The organism is Pseudomonas sp. Pseusp15 (assembly GCF_059492165.1).
This window is the reverse complement of record NZ_CP168523.1, coordinates 3,167,846-3,184,187: the sequence shown is the minus strand read 5'-3', so window position 1 is coordinate 3,184,187 and position 16,342 is coordinate 3,167,846. Positions and strand designations below refer to the sequence as shown.

Annotated in this window: 16 protein-coding genes; 8 read left to right on the top strand and 8 right to left on the bottom strand. The window is 57.9% G+C overall.

What is annotated here, in order from left to right:
• Window positions 1-90: 90 nt before the first annotated feature.
• The 3 genes from ACEN8R_RS14350 (at window position 91) to ACEN8R_RS14340 (ending at window position 3,342) form a co-directional block, all read left to right on the top strand.
• Complete coding sequence (locus tag ACEN8R_RS14350) at window positions 91-1,341, top strand: lipoprotein-releasing ABC transporter permease subunit (RefSeq protein WP_018928150.1); 1,251 nt, start codon at window positions 91-93, stop codon at window positions 1,339-1,341.
• 7 nt (window positions 1,342-1,348) lie between these two features.
• On the top strand, window positions 1,349-2,032 hold the full coding sequence (lolD, locus tag ACEN8R_RS14345) for a lipoprotein-releasing ABC transporter ATP-binding protein LolD (protein WP_018928149.1): 684 nt from the start codon (window positions 1,349-1,351) through the stop codon (window positions 2,030-2,032).
• Window positions 2,033-2,097: 65 nt separating this feature from the next.
• Window positions 2,098-3,342 carry a lipoprotein-releasing ABC transporter permease subunit gene (locus tag ACEN8R_RS14340; RefSeq protein WP_018928148.1) on the top strand — a complete coding sequence of 415 codons (1,245 nt, stop codon included), beginning with the start codon at window positions 2,098-2,100 and terminating at the stop codon, window positions 3,340-3,342.
• A gap of 36 nt (window positions 3,343-3,378) precedes the next feature.
• On the opposite strand, the gene ACEN8R_RS14335 is transcribed toward ACEN8R_RS14340, so the two are convergent.
• Window positions 3,379-4,728, bottom strand: coding sequence for a heavy metal sensor histidine kinase (locus ACEN8R_RS14335; RefSeq protein WP_018928147.1), 1,350 nt, complete (start codon window positions 4,726-4,728; stop codon window positions 3,379-3,381).
• Complete coding sequence (locus tag ACEN8R_RS14330) at window positions 4,728-5,408, bottom strand: heavy metal response regulator transcription factor (protein WP_018928146.1); 681 nt, start codon at window positions 5,406-5,408, stop codon at window positions 4,728-4,730. Before ACEN8R_RS14330 ends, ACEN8R_RS14335 begins: the two co-directional genes overlap by 1 nt.
• A 153-nt stretch (window positions 5,409-5,561) precedes the next feature.
• On the opposite strand from ACEN8R_RS14330, the gene copI reads away from it, so the two are divergent.
• On the top strand, window positions 5,562-6,098 hold the full coding sequence (copI, locus tag ACEN8R_RS14325) for a copper-resistant cuproprotein CopI (protein ID WP_018928145.1): 537 nt from the start codon (window positions 5,562-5,564) through the stop codon (window positions 6,096-6,098).
• Window positions 6,099-6,159: 61 nt separating this feature from the next.
• Window positions 6,160-6,990 (top strand): NADPH-dependent 7-cyano-7-deazaguanine reductase QueF, encoded by an 831-nt coding sequence (gene queF, locus ACEN8R_RS14320; RefSeq protein ID WP_018928144.1) that lies wholly within the window; start codon window positions 6,160-6,162, stop codon window positions 6,988-6,990.
• Window positions 6,991-7,075: 85 nt separating this feature from the next.
• Here queF and ACEN8R_RS14315 read toward each other — a convergent pair whose 3' ends face one another.
• Window positions 7,076-7,339 carry a DUF4404 family protein gene (locus ACEN8R_RS14315; RefSeq protein ID WP_018928143.1) on the bottom strand — a complete coding sequence of 88 codons (264 nt, stop codon included), beginning with the start codon at window positions 7,337-7,339 and terminating at the stop codon, window positions 7,076-7,078.
• Window positions 7,340-7,449: 110 nt separating this feature from the next.
• On the bottom strand, window positions 7,450-8,070 hold the full coding sequence (gene pcrP, locus ACEN8R_RS14310; protein ID WP_018928142.1) for an HAD superfamily inactivated hydrolase PcrP: 621 nt from the start codon (window positions 8,068-8,070) through the stop codon (window positions 7,450-7,452).
• Window positions 8,071-8,270: 200 nt separating this feature from the next.
• On the opposite strand from pcrP, the gene ACEN8R_RS14305 reads away from it, so the two are divergent.
• Window positions 8,271-8,960: an MlaA family lipoprotein gene (locus ACEN8R_RS14305; RefSeq protein ID WP_018928141.1), complete on the top strand. Its 690-nt coding sequence runs from the start codon at window positions 8,271-8,273 to the stop codon at window positions 8,958-8,960.
• A 73-nt stretch (window positions 8,961-9,033) separates the two neighbouring features.
• Here the strand turns inward: ACEN8R_RS14305 and ACEN8R_RS14300 are convergent, their stop codons facing one another.
• Window positions 9,034-9,333, bottom strand: a complete 300-nt coding sequence (locus ACEN8R_RS14300; protein WP_007935265.1) for a PilZ domain-containing protein — start codon at window positions 9,331-9,333, stop codon at window positions 9,034-9,036.
• A 276-nt stretch (window positions 9,334-9,609) separates the two neighbouring features.
• Between ACEN8R_RS14300 and rssB the strand changes: the two genes are divergently transcribed.
• Both rssB and rssC read left to right on the top strand, forming a co-directional pair.
• The gene (gene rssB / locus ACEN8R_RS14295) at window positions 9,610-10,791 is read left to right on the top strand and encodes a two-component system response regulator RssB (protein WP_018928140.1); all 1,182 of its coding nucleotides are present in this window, start codon (window positions 9,610-9,612) and stop codon (window positions 10,789-10,791) included.
• Entirely contained in the window at window positions 10,791-11,273 is a 483-nt protein-coding gene (rssC, locus tag ACEN8R_RS14290; RefSeq protein ID WP_007935262.1) for an anti-sigma factor antagonist RssC, read from the top strand. Before rssB ends, rssC begins: the two co-directional genes overlap by 1 nt.
• Before the next feature lie 141 nt (window positions 11,274-11,414).
• On the opposite strand, the gene tal is transcribed toward rssC, so the two are convergent.
• From tal to ACEN8R_RS14275, 3 genes are all read right to left on the bottom strand, one after another.
• Window positions 11,415-12,341: a transaldolase gene (gene tal, locus ACEN8R_RS14285; RefSeq protein ID WP_018928139.1), complete on the bottom strand. Its 927-nt coding sequence runs from the start codon at window positions 12,339-12,341 to the stop codon at window positions 11,415-11,417.
• A gap of 187 nt (window positions 12,342-12,528) precedes the next feature.
• Window positions 12,529-14,520, bottom strand: coding sequence for a DEAD/DEAH box helicase (locus ACEN8R_RS14280; protein WP_018928138.1), 1,992 nt, complete (start codon window positions 14,518-14,520; stop codon window positions 12,529-12,531).
• Complete coding sequence (locus tag ACEN8R_RS14275) at window positions 14,517-16,253, bottom strand: DEAD/DEAH box helicase (protein ID WP_018928137.1); 1,737 nt, start codon at window positions 16,251-16,253, stop codon at window positions 14,517-14,519. Before ACEN8R_RS14275 ends, ACEN8R_RS14280 begins: the two co-directional genes overlap by 4 nt.
• Window positions 16,254-16,342: the final 89 nt, after the last annotated feature.

Below are 16,342 nucleotides of genomic sequence, written 5' to 3'. Positions count from 1 at the left end.
AACCCATGGTAGCGGCGGTGGTCTGAGTGTAAAGCTGGTTATCGACCCCCGCCACAAGGACGTTCCTTTTCCCTCCGAACAAGCCCCGACATGTTCAGACCTCTCTTCGTATTTATCGGCACGCGTTATACCCGTGCAAAACGTCGCAATCATTTTGTGTCATTCATTTCCCTGACCTCGATGATCGGACTCGCCCTCGGCGTGGTCGTGATGATCGTTGTGTTATCGGTCATGAACGGCTTCGATCATGAGATGCGTACCCGTGTGCTGGGCATGGTGCCCCACGCGACTATCGAGTCCGGCGAGCCGATCAGCGACTGGCAAAGCCTGGCCGCCAAGGTCAAGCAGAACCCGCAGGTGGCGGCGGTTGCGCCCTTCGTCCAGATGCAGGGCCTGCTGACCAACAACGGCAAGGTTTCCAAAGTGCTGCTCAATGCCATCGACCCTGTGCAGGAACGGCAGGTGTCGATCATTGATAACTTCATGCAGCAGGGCAAACTCGACGACCTGGCGCCGGGCAGTTTCGGCATCGTCATCGGCGACAAGGCGGCAGCCAAGCTCGGCGCGGCGGTTGGCGACAAGCTGACGTTTGTCGCGCCGGAAGTCACCGTGACCCCGGCCGGGATGTTCCCGCGCATGAAGCGCTTTACCGTGGTCGGCATCTTCCATGTCGGCGCCGGTGAGCTGGACGGCTATCTGGGCCTGACCAATCTGCAGGATCTGGCCAGGTTGCACCGCTGGCAACCGGATCAGGTCCAGGGCCTGCGACTGAAGTTCGACGACCTGTTCCAGGCACCGCGCACCGCGTGGACCATCGCCCAGCAGCTCGGCGAAGACCGTTACTACGCCCGCGACTGGACTCGTACCCACGGCAATCTGTATCAGGCGATCCGCATGGAAAAAGCCATGATCGGCCTGCTGTTGCTGCTGATCGTCGCCGTTGCTGCGTTCAACATCATTTCCACGCTGGTGATGGTGGTGAACGACAAGAAGGGCGACATCGCGATCCTGCGTACCCTGGGCGCCACGCCGGGTTCGATCATGGCGACGTTCATGGTCCAGGGCACGGTCATTGGTGTGGTCGGTACGCTGATCGGCGCCGTGGTCGGGATCTTCGCCGCGCTGAACGTCAGCGCCGCGATCGCGGCCCTGGAAGGGCTGATCGGCCACAAGTTCTTGAATGCCGACGTGTATTTCATCGATTACCTGCCGTCGCAAGTGCAGAGCCAGGACGTGTTGATGGTCTGCGCCGCCGCGTTGGTCCTGAGTTTCCTCGCCACCCTGTATCCAGCCTGGCGTGCCGCGCGCACCCAGCCTGCGGAGGCGCTACGTTATGAGTGAGTCGGGCATGAGTGATAAAGCAATCTTGAGCTGCCGCAACCTGGGCAAATCCTACGTGGAAGGCCCGGAATCGGTAGAGGTTCTGGCCGGTCTGCAACTGGAACTGCATCCGGGTGAGCGCGTGGCGATCGTCGGTACGTCGGGTTCGGGCAAAAGTACCTTGCTCAACCTGCTGGGCGGCCTCGATACGCCGACCAAGGGCAGCGTCTGGCTGGCCGGTGAAGAGCTCTCGGCCCTGAACGAAAAGGCCCGTGGCCTGTTGCGCAACCGGTCGCTGGGTTTCGTTTACCAGTTCCACCACTTGCTGCCTGAGTTCACCGCACTGGAAAACGTCTGCATGCCGCTGCTGATCGGCAAGACCGCGATCCCGGAAGCGCGTCAGCGTGCGACGGCGTTGCTGGAGCGGGTAGGGCTGGGCCATCGCCTGGAGCACAAGCCGGCGGAATTGTCCGGTGGCGAACGCCAGCGTGTGGCCATTGCCCGCGCCCTGGTGAACAAGCCAGGCCTGGTGATGCTCGACGAGCCGACCGGCAACCTCGACTCCCACACCGCCCAGGGTATTCAGGATTTGATGCTGGAACTCAGCACCTCGATGCGCACGGCGTTCCTGGTGGTGACCCACGACATGAACCTGGCTCGCCAGATGGATCGCGTCCTGCATTTGCAGGAAGGTTGCCTGACCCCCATCTGATTGGCTAAAACCCGGCACACTGAACAGTGCGTCGGGTCTTTTATTTTTATACGGTGCCCCAGCGAATGTTCAGACCGTTATCGATCTTTATCGGCACGCGCTATACCCGCGCCAAGCGCCGCAATCGCTTTGTTTCCTTCATCTCGATGACCTCGATGATCGGCCTCGCCCTGGGCGTGCTGGCGATGATCGTGGTGCTGTCGGTGATGAACGGCTTCCAGCGCGAAATGAGCTCGCGCATCCTCGGCATGGTGCCCCACGCGACCATCGTCGGCGTGAACCCTATCGACGATTGGCAGCCGGTGGCCGCCGCGGCGATGAAGAATCCTGAAGTCACCGCCGCCGTGCCATTCACCGAGATGGAAGGCATGCTGTCCTACAAGGGCACCATGCAGCCGATCCAGGTCAGCGGGGTCGATCCGGCGCTGGAAAGCAAGGTCTCGATCGTTGCCAAGCACATTGTTCAGGGGCGTCTCGACGCCTTGAAGCCGGGCGAATTCGGCGTGGTGATCGGCGAGATCACCGCGCGGCGCTTTCGCTTGAACGTCGGCGACAAGATCACCCTGATCGTGCCGGAAGTCAGCAATGCGCCGGGTGGCATCACCCCGCGCATGCAGCGGCTGAACGTGGTGGGCGTGTTCAAGGTCGGCGCCGAACTGGACGGTTCGATGGCGCTGATCCACATGGCCGATGCCGCGCAGATGCAGCACTGGCAACCGAATCAGGTGCAGAGCGTGCGCCTGGCGGTGAAGGATCTGTACGCCGCGCCGCAAGTATCGAGCGACATCGCGACCGGTCTGGGCGCCGCCTACAAGGCTGACGACTGGACCCACACCCAGGGCAGTCTGTTCAGTGCGATGAAAATGGAAAAAACCATGATCGGCCTGCTGTTGCTGATGATCGTCGCCGTGGCGGCGTTCAACATCATCGCCACCCTGATCATGGTGGTCAACGACAAGGGCGCGGACATCGCGATCCTGCGAACCATCGGCGCCACACCTCGGCAGATCATGGCGATCTTCATGGTGCAGGGCACGGTGATCGGGATTGTCGGCACCTTGATCGGTGGTGTGCTGGGCGTGATCGCGGCGTTGAACGTCAGTGAACTGGTGGGCTGGATGGAGCGGGTCAGCGGGCAGCACATCTTCAGTTCCGATGTGTACTTCGTCAGCAACTTGCCGTCCGAATTGCAGGGCGCGGATGTGCTGTTGATCTGCTCCGCCGGTTTCATCATGAGCTTTCTGGCGACGGTTTATCCGGCGTGGCGGGCGGCGAAAGTCGAGCCGGCTACCGCGTTGCGGTATTCGTGAGTCCGTTAGACCGCGAGGGGGCCAGTCCTGCTGGCCTCAGTCCTTTCTTGGCAACTCAATTATGAACCGCGTCCACCCCTGGGCCGATTCGCAACGAATCTGCCCGCCATGGGCGCGGATGATCGACTGGGTGATCGCCAATCCCAATCCCGCATGCTCACTGCTGCCTTCACGGCGCGCGGGGTCTGCCCGGTAAAAACGGTCAAACAAACGCGGCACCAGGTCCTCGGAAATCCCTTCACCACTGTTTTCAACGGTCAGGCTCAAGCCTGCCGGTTGCTCGACAATCTTGACCCGCACCTCACCACCGGCCGGGGTAAACCGCAACGCATTGTCCAGCAAATTGGACAGTGCCCGGCGCAACATGCTGCGATCGCCCTGCATGCTCGCGTGGCCGTCACGACTCAACTTCACCCGGGCGTCCTCAGCCAGCGGCGCAAAAAACTCCAGCAGCACATCCGCTTCTTCCGCCAGGTCCAGCGGTTCGCGCTTGGGCATCAGCAAACCGTGATCAGCCTTGGCCAGGTACAACATGTCGTTGACCAGTTGCGCCATCCATTGCAGTTCTTCGAGGTTGCTGTGCAGCGCCTCGCGGTAATCCTCAAGGGGGCGAGGGCGGGTGAGGGTGACTTGGGTGTGGGTCAGCAGGTTCGACAGCGGTGTGCGCAGTTCATGGGCGATGTCGGCGGAGAAGGCCGAGAGCCGCTGAAAAGAGTCATCGAGACGTCCGAGCATGGCGTTGAAGCTGTGGGCCATTTCCGCGAGTTCGGGCGGCATGTCTGCTTCCGGCAGGCGGGCGTTGAGCGATTGCGCCGATACGCCGCTGGCGACCGCACTCATGCGCAGCAACGGACGCAAACCACTGCGCGCCGCCCAGGCACCGAGCAGGGCGGTGGCCAGGGCCGAGAGGCCGACCGTCAGCCAGATCAGGTGCTGCATGCGCTGCAGAAAGTGCTGGTGATGGGTGATGTCCAGCAACAAGGTCAGTTGCGGTGAGTCGGGTTTGTCGAGGAACAGCGGCGCATTCAGGACGCGGTAATCGGTGCCGTCGTCGCTCACTGTCGACAGGCCACGCTTGCGCGGTAAATCTTTGGGCACGCTGGGCGAACTGTCGTACATGCGTTGGCCGTCACTGCTAATGATGCGCAGCGAAAGATCGGCCTGTCGGCTCAATTCATCGGCCAGCCTGGCCTCGGCGTCGCCGGCCTGAATGTCATCCAGCGCCCGGCGTAAACCAATCAATTTGTCATCCAGCAACTGCTGGTCCAACTCGACAAAGTGCGCCTCGCTGGCGCGGCTGAACAACACCCCGGCGAACAACGACACCACCGCAGTGCAGGCGGCAAACAGCAGTGCCAGGCGGTTGCTTAATGAAAGCCGGCGCATCAGGCGGGGCGCTCTTCAAGGACGTAACCCATGCCGCGCACGGTGTGAATCAACTTGTTCGGGAAATCGTCGTCGATCTTCAGGCGCAACCGGCGGATCGCCACTTCGATGACGTTGGTGTCGCTGTCGAAATTCATGTCCCACACCTGGGACGCGATCAGCGACTTGGGCAGAACTTCGCCCTGGCGCCGCAGGAGCATTTCCAGCAGGGCGAATTCCTTGGCGGTCAGGTCGATGCGCTGACCGTTACGCTCGACCCGACGACGGATCAGGTCCAGGCGCAAATCGGCCAGTTGCAGGCTGGTTTCCTGGGGCGTGGCGCTGCCGCGACGCAGCAGGCTGCGAACCCGGGCCAGCAGTTCGGAGAAGGCGAAAGGTTTGACCAGGTAATCGTCGGCGCCCAGTTCCAGGCCATGGACTCGGTCCTCCACCGCGTCTCGTGCGGTCAAAAACAGTACCGGCGTGTCCAGGCCTGCACTGCGCACCGCTTGCAGAATCTGCCAGCCATCGCGACCGGGGAGCATCACATCGAGAATCAACAAGGCGTAATCGCCACTCAAGGCCAGTTGCTGGCCGGTGGTGCCATCGGCCACCAGTTCGGTGGTGAAGCCAGCCTCGGTCAGGCCCTGGCGTAAGTAATGGCCGGTTTTCGGTTGGTCTTCGACGATCAGCAGTTTCATGGGCGACTCGGGCAGTTTGAACAGGTGCGTTATACCGTGGGCGGCGAGGAAGCTGGCCAATCTGACAAAGTTGTAATCTGCCTGTCAGGTAGCTGGCAGAGCCGGCTGGTAGAGTTTCCCACAAGCTGAACCTCATCTTGTTGGAGTACGACTATGTTTTTGCAAAAGCGTCTGGCACTGGCCGCTTGTTTGCTGACTCTGAGTTTAGGGCTGGAAGCCTCACCGGCGCAGACCTACGATTTCGGTCAACCAGCCTCGGCCGCCCAGGCCACCCGCAGCGTTGAAGTGGTAATGGGCGATATGACCTTCAGCCCCAAGACCATCGATATCAAGGCCGGGGAAACCGTGCGTCTCGTACTGGTGAATAAAGGCCAGTTGCTGCATGAATTCAACCTCGGCGATGCACAGATGCATGCCAGGCATCAGCAGGAAATGCTCCAGATGCAGCAAAGCGGCATGCTGATGCCTACAGGCATGAAGGCCATGGACCACGGTTCCATGGCCGGAATGGATCATGGCGCCATGAATCACGGCATGAAGCATGACGACCCCAATAGTGTGTTGGTGGAGCCGGGTAAAACCGCCGAGCTGACCTGGACCTTCACCAAGGCCACTAACCTGGAATTTGCCTGCAACATTCCCGGCCATTACCAGGCCGGCATGGTCGGCAAACTGACAGTCAGTCAGTAAGCACTCAAAGGCGGGAGCAAAGGCTGGTAGAATCCGCTGATTCTTCAGTCAGGTTTCCGCCATGCATCCCGCAGCCGAACATTCGCCGCTGGGCAAATCCAGCGAATACATCGCCACCTACACGCCGTCCTTGCTGTTCCCGATCCCGCGCACAGCGAAATGGGCCGAGTTGGGCCTGACCGCGCAAACCCTGCCGTACAAGGGCGTGGACTTCTGGAACTGCTTCGAGCTGTCGTGGCTGTTGCCGTCCGGCAAGCCTGTGGTGGCGATCGGCGAATTCAGCATCCCGGCGGATTCGCCGAACATCATCGAGTCGAAGTCGTTCAAGCTGTACCTCAACTCGCTGAACCAGACGCCATTTGCCGACACCGCGAGCCTTGAAGCGACGCTGGTGAAAGATCTCTCGGCCGCTGCCGGCAAACCGGTGGGCGTGCGGGTTCGCAGCCTGAAAGAGGTAGAGGCGGAAGGCGTCGTGGCGTTGCCGGGCGTGTGCATCGATGACCTGGACATCAGTGTCAGCAACTATGAGCATCCGCGTCCGGAACTGCTGCGTTGCAATGAGTCGCGCATCGTTGAAGAGTGCGTGCACAGCCATTTGCTCAAATCCAACTGCCCGGTCACCAGTCAGCCGGACTGGGGCAGCGTGGTGGTGGAGTATCGTGGCGCGGCGCTGGATCACGCGAGTTTGCTGGAATACATCGTGAGCTTCCGCCAGCACTCGGACTTCCATGAACAGTGCGTAGAGCGGATTTTCCTCGACCTGCAGCGGTTGCTGAAGCCGGAGAAATTGACGGTGTACGCGCGGTATGTGCGTCGTGGTGGATTGGACATCAACCCGTATCGCAGCACCGAAGAGGTGCAACTGCCGAACCATCGCTTGGTCCGACAATAAAGAGCCAGTGTGGGATTGCATTTGCACATCCCGGATATGAAAAAGCCCCGCTATCGATAGCGGGGCTTTTTTGCATCTGGCAGGTTCAGATCCCCATATTGCCCAAGGCTTGCACAATGTTGCGCAAGGTGCCGGCCAATGTGGGATGTTCGAGTTCGAAGCGCTCGACGGCCAGATTCACATTGTCGGCGAGGTTGGTGTCCTGGGTTTTGGTTTCCAGCTCAAGCTCCAGTTGGATCTGTTGCATCAGCGCGTGCAGGTCTTCGCGCTCGGCTTCGGTCAGTGGCGGATTCTGTTCCAATTGCTCGCGCAGTTTATTGAGCTGATCTTGCAGTTCGCGGGCGGGCATGGCGTTCTTCCTTTTATCAATAGGCACTGGCATAGACCGCAGCGGCGCGCCAAAAGGTCTATGGCTGACCTTTAGATTAATCCACTCGCGCGCAACCTGCATGATCTCAGTCAGGGCTTTTCGCCTTTGAGCCGACGCAGGCTGATATCGGCCAGGCAGGTATCGAGCTCGCCCAGATGATCGATCACCGAATGCACGCCCAGGCCGAACAACTGCACCGTCGCCTTGCCGCGCAAGTGTTCCCGTTCCTTCTGGCTCAAGGCTTGCCATTCGTTCGGCGCGAGCCCGCATAGCGAGCCGCACGACGCCAGGCCGATGGTCCACAGCCCGGCGTTCAGGCCCGATTGCAGCAGTCGCGGCTCGCCGCTGACCAGCACGCAACCGTCCAGGCGCTCGACATTCAACGCCATCAAGGCTTGCCAGCAGGCATTCGGGGCCGGCCATGGATTGATTGTTTCCGAGTGTTGCAAAGATTTGATCCAGGCCGGAAGTGCGACGGCCAGAGAATGGCTGAGGGCAGGGGGTAGTTCATCAAGCCAGGCGCAGGGAATCCGTTGTCGCTGCAAGCTGGACAGGCTCTCCAGGGCGCCGGGCGTGACCTCGGCATGCTCGGCAGAAACGGCGCCGTGCTGATGCGTGCGCGCGCCGAAATCCACCAGGCAACCACTGAGACCGAACAGCACGGCGGTCAGATTCGGTGCGGCAAGGGGCAAGACTTCGGCGTGCGGCATGGAAACGTCCTTGAAATAGCGACAAGGCTATTCATGGACGATGACAATCGAGTGACACGGATGTGAATCGCTCGCCGTCAGGAGGCGTCGTTCGTAGACCATCGTGCACGATGCTGCCTAAACCGGGTTTTCCGTCATATACTAGCGGTCTTTGCGGCTGGGCCAAGCGCCCGCGTCAGTACAATCCAAGGAGTTTTTCTATGCGCTGGAGCAATCGACTCGCTCAGCTTTGTATGTGTGCCAGTGTATTGCTGGTTCCGTTTGCGACTCAGGCCGCCACGGAAGAAGACCCTTGGGAAAGCATCAACCGCCCGATCTACAAATTCAACGACTTTGTCGACACCTACGCACTGAAGCCGTTGGCTCAGGGCTACCAGTTCGTCACACCGCAGTTCCTGGAAGACGGCATCCACAACATGTTCCGCAACGTCGGCGATGTGACCAACCTCGCCAACGACGTGTTGCAGGCCAAGCCCGCTGCGGCTGGCGTCGACACCGCGCGTTTGATCTTCAACACCACCTTCGGCCTGCTGGGCTTCTTCGACGTGGGCACCAAGATGGGCCTGCACCGCAACGACGAAGACTTCGGCCAGACCCTCGGTTACTGGGGCGTGGGCAGCGGCCCGTACGTGATGCTGCCGCTGCTGGGTCCAAGCACCTTGCGTGATACGCCTTCCAAGTATGTCGATGGCTATACCGGTCCGTACCCTTACATCAACGATATACCGGTACGTAACTCGATTTACGGCCTGAACATCGTCGACACTCGCGCCAGCCTGTTGTCGGCCGAGAAACTGATCACTGGCGACAAATACACCTTTATTCGCAATGCATACCTGCAAAACCGCGAATTCAAGGTCAAGGACGGTAAGGTCGAAGACGATTTTTAATCTCGACCGGTAAAACGAAGAGGGCGGCCAATTGGCCGCCTTCTTTCGTTTGGCTTGCGGGGTTAAGTCAGGGCTATTTCATCTTCAGGATTGTAAGCCCGAGTTTCTGGCCGCCACCGTCCTGTGCTTTCACCCACACCACCTCGGTGTCGGCTTCAAGGCCTTTGAGGGCTGCGTGATCGGAATCGATCCGCACGCTGAGCCGGTCACCGACCTTGAATGAGCGGGGCGCTTCCAGCTGCATGCCACTGCTGGAAAGGTCGATGCAGACGGCTTGCACCTCATCGCCTTCATGAATCAGCGACACATCGGCATCAACCCGCATGCGGATGAAATCGCGCTTTTCGCTGTAGTCCCGATCGGTTTGGCTCATGGGCTCGATCCTTCCTTTGGGTTACGGTTTTGCCTGTTCTTATAACTCTCGGTGATTTGACAAGTAAAGACGTCAAGCGACCATCGGCGTGAGCTTGAAACGCCTCGCGGATGGGAGTACCGTCTGCGCCTTAGAAGGGCACCTCTGGTGGAACAGTGAGTAGGGCAAACGCTCGAAAACGGTGCAGCAGAGAGGCTAGAAAGCGAATCCAGTAGTGTGTGCAGGGCCAAATGCCCAGCCTGCTACGCCAACCTAATTCTGGCGCCGTTTGCCCACATGCCAAAAACCAGTGCCACGCTGCTGATAATCGATGATGACGAAGTAGTGCGTGCGAGCCTCGCGGCCTACTTGGAAGACAGTGGTTTCAGTGTCCTGCAGGCCAGCAATGGCCAGCAGGGTCTTCAGGTATTCGAGCAAGACAAGCCCGACTTGGTCATCTGCGATCTGCGCATGCCGCAGATGGGCGGACTCGAACTCATTCGCCAGGTCACCGAACTGTCGCCGCAAACCCCGGTAATCGTGGTTTCGGGCGCCGGTGTGATGAACGACGCCGTCGAGGCCCTGCGCCTGGGCGCAGCGGACTACCTGATCAAGCCTCTCGAAGATCTCGCCGTACTCGAGCACTCCGTGCGCCGTGCCCTGGATCGTGCGCGTCTGCTGCTGGAAAACCAGCGCTACCGCGAGAAGCTGGAAAAGGCCAACCGCGAGCTCGAAGCCAGCCTGAACTTGCTCCAGGAAGACCAGAACGCCGGTCGCCAGGTGCAGATGAACATGCTGCCGGTGAGCCCCTGGACCATCAACGAGTTCCAGTTTGCGCACCAGATCATCCCGTCGCTGTACCTGTCGGGCGATTTCGTCGACTACTTTCGGGTCGACGAGCGTCGGGTAGCGTTCTACCTGGCGGACGTTTCCGGTCATGGCGCCTCTTCAGCCTTCGTCACCGTGCTGCTGAAGTTCATGACCACGCGCTTGCTGTTCGAATCCAAGCGCAACGGCACATTGCCGGAATTCAAGCCTTCAGAAGTCCTTGGTCATATCAACCGGGGCCTGATCAGTTGTAAGCTGGGTAAACACGTCACAATGGTCGGTGGAGTCATCGACGAGGAGACAGGTTTGTTGACCTATAGCATCGGCGGTCATCTGCCGTTGCCCGTGTTGTACACGCCAGACAGTGTTCGTTACCTGGAAGGGCGTGGTCTGCCGGTGGGCCTCTTCAATGAAGCCACCTACGAAGACCACGTACTGGAGCTGCCGCCGGTATTCAGCCTGACGCTGATGTCTGATGGCATTCTGGACCTTTTGCCAGAACCCACACTCAAAGATAAAGAAGCTGCTTTGCCTCAACGGGTGAAAGCGGCGGGCGGCAGCCTGGATGGTCTGCGCCAGGTTTTTGGATTGGCCACGCTAGGGGAGATGCCGGATGATATCGCCCTGTTGGTGTTGAGCAGGAATCTTTAATGAGTACCGGTAGAATCCAGTTCGCCGAGCAGGACGGCACCTTCGTCCTGAAGTTCGTCGGTGAAGTTCGCCTGACCTTGTGTTCGGCGTTGGATGCGACTATTGAGCGGATCTTCACTGCGTTGAACTTCAACGCCATCGTGATCGACCTGACTGAAACCCGTAGCATCGACAGCACCACCCTGGGCCTGCTGGCCAAGCTGTCGATCCTGTCGCGGCAAAAAGTCGGCCTGTTGCCGACTGTCGTCACCACCCACGAAGACATCACCCGGCTGCTGCAGTCCATGGGCTTCGAGCAAGTGTTCAACATCGTTGACCGCCCGATCCCATGCCCTGAATGCCTGACCGACCTGCCAGACCAGGACCAGTCCGAAGAAGTGGTGCGGATCAAAGTCCTCGAAGCACACAAAATCCTCATGGGCCTGAACGACTCCAACCGTGAGGCGTTTCATGACCTGGTGAACGCGCTGGAGCGTCACTGATTAATTCCCTGTGGGAGCGGGCTTGCCCGCGAAGGCGCCCTAACAATCACCACATCTTCCAGTGCTAAGCCCATTACCCGAATTCAACGCAAAAAAAGGGCGAACCCATGGTTCGCCCTTTTTGCATCCAGCTAACTCAAATCACAGCTTGGCCTGCAACAACGCCTCAAGCTTCTCCTGGTCCCGAGCAAACTGACGAATGCCCTCAGCCAGCTTCTCGGTCGCCATCGCATCCTCGTTGGACAACCAACGGAACTGCGCTTCATTCAAGCTCAGACGCGCTTCACCCGTATGCCCCGGCACCAATTTACGCTCCAGCTTGCCGGTATCCGCCGCCAGTTTCTCCAGCAGATCAGGGCTGATGGTCAACCGATCACAACCGGCCAATTGCTCGATCTGATTCAGATTACGGAAGCTGGCACCCATCACTACGGTTTTGTAGTCATTGGCCTTGTAGTAGTTGTAGATGCGCGTCACCGACTGCACGCCCGGATCATCCGCGCCGGTGTAGTCGTTGCCGGTGGCCTTCTTGTACCAGTCGTAGATACGGCCTACGAACGGCGAAATCAGGAAAACTCCAGCGTCAGCACATGCCGCCGCCTGAGCGAAAGAGAACAGCAAGGTCAGGTTGGTCTGAATGCCTTCCTTTTCCAGCTTCTCGGCAGCGCGGATGCCTTCCCAGGTCGAAGCGATCTTGATCAGCACACGGTCACGGCCAACGCCGGCTTTCTCGTACAAGTCGATCAGACGGTGCGCACGCTTCAATACGGCGTCAGTGTCGAACGACAGGCGCGCATCCACTTCAGTGGAAATACGGCCAGGAATCACCTTCAGAATCTCTTGTCCTACCGCCACACCAAAACGGTCACTGGCCAGGCCCACATCGCCCTTGCAGTCGCTGACGCAAGCGTTCAGCAACTCGGCATAACCGGGAATGGCCGCCGCTTTGAGCAGCAGGGAAGGGTTGGTGGTGGCGTCCACGGGTTTAACGCGAGCGATTGCTTCGAAGTCGCCAGTGTCGGCAACCACGGTGGTCATTTGTTTGAGTTGTTCCAGCTTGGAAGTCATGGGCGTGCTCTGTCCTATGGGTCTAATGACATTACCCGAGCGCTGACAGCCACTCAAGGGTGCATGTGCGTATCGAAGGCCCCAGTGGCAACATCCTGGAAACGGATGTTTGAAAGGCGGGGCATGGTGTTGGTAGATACGATGCTGAAATGTGGGGCAGGTTCAAACTACCTGACGGCCAGTTTTTTCATTCAGCATTGGCAACTGTGAATAGCTGAGCAATTCGCGTGGGTAGTTCGGCGGATGAGACCAGAATCAGGCGCTGTCCTGCTCGCGTCATAGCCATGTAGAGTTTACGTGCACTCTGTTCAAGGTCGTCGGCGGAAACCGATTCAGTCTGCACAGTATCTCTGAGCAGTTTCTCGAATCCCACTAGAAACACTATGCTGGCCTCCAGTCCGGTAGCCGTCTCGACGCTGGAGACTCGCAAGTTATCGAGAGGATCTTGCGCCAAGTCTTTACCATTCAAATCCCAGATTTTTGCTGCGCTGAATCGATCCTGCAATGAGCGGAGCAGCAACTTTTTGTCTGCGCTTCGGCCGTGAATGACGAGCATGTTGGACAAAGCAATCACTTGGGAATCCAAGTGCGCGGCTATTTCGTTGCAGGTTTGCTCGATCGCGTCTTGTGGTGATTGGGAGATAATCAATAAAGGCGCGATGCCCGCTTCCATGCCCTCGAAGTCCGGTTGCAAGTAATCGTCAGGATCGGTTTGGGTGAACTCTGCCAGCACCTGATTGGCCGCGCTAAGAATAGCCTGCGTGGTCCGATAAGACTTGCGCAGCTTTTTGGTTTTACCGGCTACGTCCAGACCCACGCGTTTCCAGCTCAGTCGGCTTTTCAGAAAACCCTGATTAGGGTCTGCACATAGAAACAGGCTGCCTTGGGTTTTTTCCAGCGTGCGCTTGACCAACTGGAACCAGGTGGGGGCGAAGAACTGAGCTTCATCTACAAGGATATGGTGATAGTTGTCGAGTTTTTCCCATTGATCTTTCAGACACAGGTCGCGGGACAGTGAGCTCCATAAGCGCAGTTTTTCTTGGCCGAGTTGCAAGATTACGTAGTTAAAAAGTGACCATACTTGAACCCGCTCTTCCTTACGCAGTGCAAAACCCTGACCCGCACGTTCGGCCGCGAGATAGCTGTCGACTGTTTCGATCAGGTTTTCATTAATAAATTCAAACTCGTCAAACAACTGCTCATCACTGGGTTTGAGCTCAGGATACTCCTGGCGGTAGTGCTTGATCAGTCCGATCACTTTCGAGTTTGGAGGCATTTTAGGATCGCATTTGAATACATTCACCCATTGTTGGCGTATCCATGCCAGTGCAGTAATGACCGTCAAGTTGCCGGGAAGCTTGCCGTGCGCGCGCTCCAGGCGATGATTGAGGTCTTTGACCACCGGCACGTTATGAATCAGCATCAATACTTTCTGTTCTGGAAACCGCTTTGCCAGAATCAGCGCACGGTTCGCCGCAATCAGCGTCTTACCGCTGCCCGCAACACCGTTCACCAGCCGTACTGAAAAGTCGCTGACAGTTTCCGTTTGCTCTTCCGGTAACTCCAGATCGAGTTTACTGGCCCACTCTTGCTGGTTGTCCAGGAAGTAGCGCAGGGTTTTCGCTGAGTTGTCTCGTGCAAAATGTCGGCGAGTGGTGCAAATACCGGGTATTTCTGCTTCCGGGAAGTAATGGCTCAGGACATTCTGGCTGGTGTCCTGGCTAAGCGGAGTGAGCAATCTGGGCAGCACTTCATGACCGCTGTCCAAAAAGGTCTTTTTCGACATCAGGCGTATCCCGCGTGACGCGCCATAATGCTCCCACAGCGATTTGGACTGATCGGAATCGCAATTCCACATCACCACGAGTTTGCCTATGCGTTGCTCGCCAATATACTCGGGATCATCAATAGCGCTCAGGGACAAAAGCAGGTTTATAAAATCTTGTTGTTGGCTAGCTCCAAACAGTTGACCAGGATCCAGTGCTTCATAAGGCATTTCACACAGGACCAAGGCCAACCATTGGTGTTCGGCCTGTTGCAGGAAAAAATCCGGCACCCACGGCAGGGTAGTAATGCATTTGCGCACTACGCAGTCGCCTTCGAGTTTCCTGAACAGGCGTTTGATGTGTACATAGGGGCCGCTGCTGCGATGCCACTCCGGGATAAACAAGGTCGTCATGCGTTGAACTCGACTTTGCGGCACTGGCTGATCAAATCGCGATATTGTTCCGCCCACTGCTGGATAGTGTCATTGGCACAAACAATGCCCCGTTCCAATTCAGGCCCGATAATGATGAGTTTGGTCATTGCGCGTGTAATAGAGACATTCAACCGTTCGGGCTGAAAGAAAAACTCGGCTACAGCCCCAATAAACACTTCGTCGCCGCTGGCCAGCGAGAGAATGATTAGTTCACGTTCCTGGCCCTGCATCCGCTCAACCGTATCGGCAACCACCAATTTGGCTGCGTCTCGACCGAAGCGCTTGACCAGTAAATTCCTGATGGCGCGCCCTTGAGCTCGATAGGGCGACACGATGCCAATTTCATGCAGTGGCAGGCCCAGAGCCTCGGCGGCTTGGCATAACTGCACGACGCGTTCAGCATCGCTGTGATTGCGGTTTTTTGCGCCGGAGTCCGCAGTGGGGATGAACACGGCGCAGGCCAGGGGATCGAACACCTGTGAAAACGGTCCTTCAAGGTCTGCGCTTTGGAAGCGTCGAAGTTTATTGGGACCTGCCGCCTTGAGCCGATTGCTGTAGTAGGTGTTGCTCGGCCATTCAGTCAACCAATGATTCATGCGGTAGGTGTCTTCAAGCATCACTGTGTGATCGGCATCTTGGGCTGTCAAAAGGCCGAAAATCGACATTGAGTCACCTGACAGAATAGATCGCGATAACATCACCGGCGGTAACTGTTTCTGGTCACCGATGAAGATAAACCGTTTGGCTTTACGCATCGCCATCAAGGCCAAAGGCAATGTGATCTGGCTGGCCTCGTCGAAGATCACCGTATCAAAGGAGTAATTTTCCAGGCGACTGCATGTGGCAAACGGCGTGGCGCCAACCACGTAACCGCTTCCGTTCTTGGGCCAGCCCTTCCAGTTGGCGGGTTCTTGTACCCAGTCCACGGCTTTGTCGAGGTCTTCCGGACGGCCACCTATTTTCACTGTCGGTACATTGCGTGCGGCAATTTTGCTGAGCGCATTATTGATGGCCATGTGTGTATGTGATGTCACGAACACCCGCTCACCCCGTGCGACTAACAACTGCACGATCAACGCCAGCGCCCGAGTTTTTCCGGTGCCCGGAGGGCCCTGAATACAGGCAATCTGCTCTGCACTGAACGCCATGCCCACGGCTTGAGCCTGGCGATCATTACAGCCTTCGTCCAAGGCAAACTGCTCGGCATAATCAAGTTCCGCGACATTGAACGTGATCTCCGGCGACTTACCCAGTAGCGGAATAATCACGCTATTGCCATGAGTGCTCTCTGCAATATCGTTCAGCGCTTTCACGTAGTAGTGAGTCAGGTCCATTCCATCGGGATCGGCGTAACAAGCACCGTTCTGATAATGGTTCCAGACTGTGGACGCCAGTTTCTCGCTCAACAACCAGCGACCATCTTCCTCACGCTCGAACTTCATCTTTGCGCAAAGTACATGGCCCAGGGGATCACCCAAGTGCAGGCGCAACATGTCACCTTCACGAAACCGTGAATCGCCGTCGTCGAGATAAGCCCAGAGCTGTGTCGGGAGTTCGGCCTTTTCAAGCCGAATGAAACCTTGCGTCAGACCCTTCGTTAGCTTCTGCTCCAATGGCAGCAGCCATGTCTGCTGAAGTTGCTGCACGTTGGCAACGCGTTCTGCTTCGACGAAGGCGTGAAGATCCTGGATAATCGGGTGCTGTCCTTGCATGGCGATAACTCATCCTTAACACATAATTACAGTGTTACATAATGCGTAACCAGGGTGCGAGCCTGCACTGGGTTGCCAACACTTCGCGT

Coding starts and splice junctions, on each gene's coding strand:
- queF (WP_018928144.1), top strand. CDS start 6,160: ATGCATCCCGCAGCCGAACATTCGCCGCTGGGCAAATCCAGCGAATAC.
- ACEN8R_RS14305 (WP_018928141.1), top strand. CDS start 8,271: ATGCGCTGGAGCAATCGACTCGCTCAGCTTTGTATGTGTGCCAGTGTA.
- pcrP (WP_018928142.1), bottom strand. CDS start 8,070: ATGCCGCACGCCGAAGTCTTGCCCCTTGCCGCACCGAATCTGACCGCC.
- ACEN8R_RS14335 (WP_018928147.1), bottom strand. CDS start 4,728: ATGCGCCGGCTTTCATTAAGCAACCGCCTGGCACTGCTGTTTGCCGCC.
- ACEN8R_RS14330 (WP_018928146.1), bottom strand. CDS start 5,408: ATGAAACTGCTGATCGTCGAAGACCAACCGAAAACCGGCCATTACTTA.
- ACEN8R_RS14275 (WP_018928137.1), bottom strand. CDS start 16,253: ATGCAAGGACAGCACCCGATTATCCAGGATCTTCACGCCTTCGTCGAA.
- ACEN8R_RS14340 (WP_018928148.1), top strand. CDS start 2,098: ATGTTCAGACCGTTATCGATCTTTATCGGCACGCGCTATACCCGCGCC.
- tal (WP_018928139.1), bottom strand. CDS start 12,341: ATGACTTCCAAGCTGGAACAACTCAAACAAATGACCACCGTGGTTGCC.
- rssB (WP_018928140.1), top strand. CDS start 9,610: ATGCCAAAAACCAGTGCCACGCTGCTGATAATCGATGATGACGAAGTA.
- ACEN8R_RS14300 (WP_007935265.1), bottom strand. CDS start 9,333: ATGAGCCAAACCGATCGGGACTACAGCGAAAAGCGCGATTTCATCCGC.
- ACEN8R_RS14280 (WP_018928138.1), bottom strand. CDS start 14,520: ATGACGACCTTGTTTATCCCGGAGTGGCATCGCAGCAGCGGCCCCTAT.
- copI (WP_018928145.1), top strand. CDS start 5,562: ATGTTTTTGCAAAAGCGTCTGGCACTGGCCGCTTGTTTGCTGACTCTG.
- ACEN8R_RS14315 (WP_018928143.1), bottom strand. CDS start 7,339: ATGCCCGCCCGCGAACTGCAAGATCAGCTCAATAAACTGCGCGAGCAA.
- rssC (WP_007935262.1), top strand. CDS start 10,791: ATGAGTACCGGTAGAATCCAGTTCGCCGAGCAGGACGGCACCTTCGTC.
- lolD (WP_018928149.1), top strand. CDS start 1,349: ATGAGTGATAAAGCAATCTTGAGCTGCCGCAACCTGGGCAAATCCTAC.
- ACEN8R_RS14350 (WP_018928150.1), top strand. CDS start 91: ATGTTCAGACCTCTCTTCGTATTTATCGGCACGCGTTATACCCGTGCA.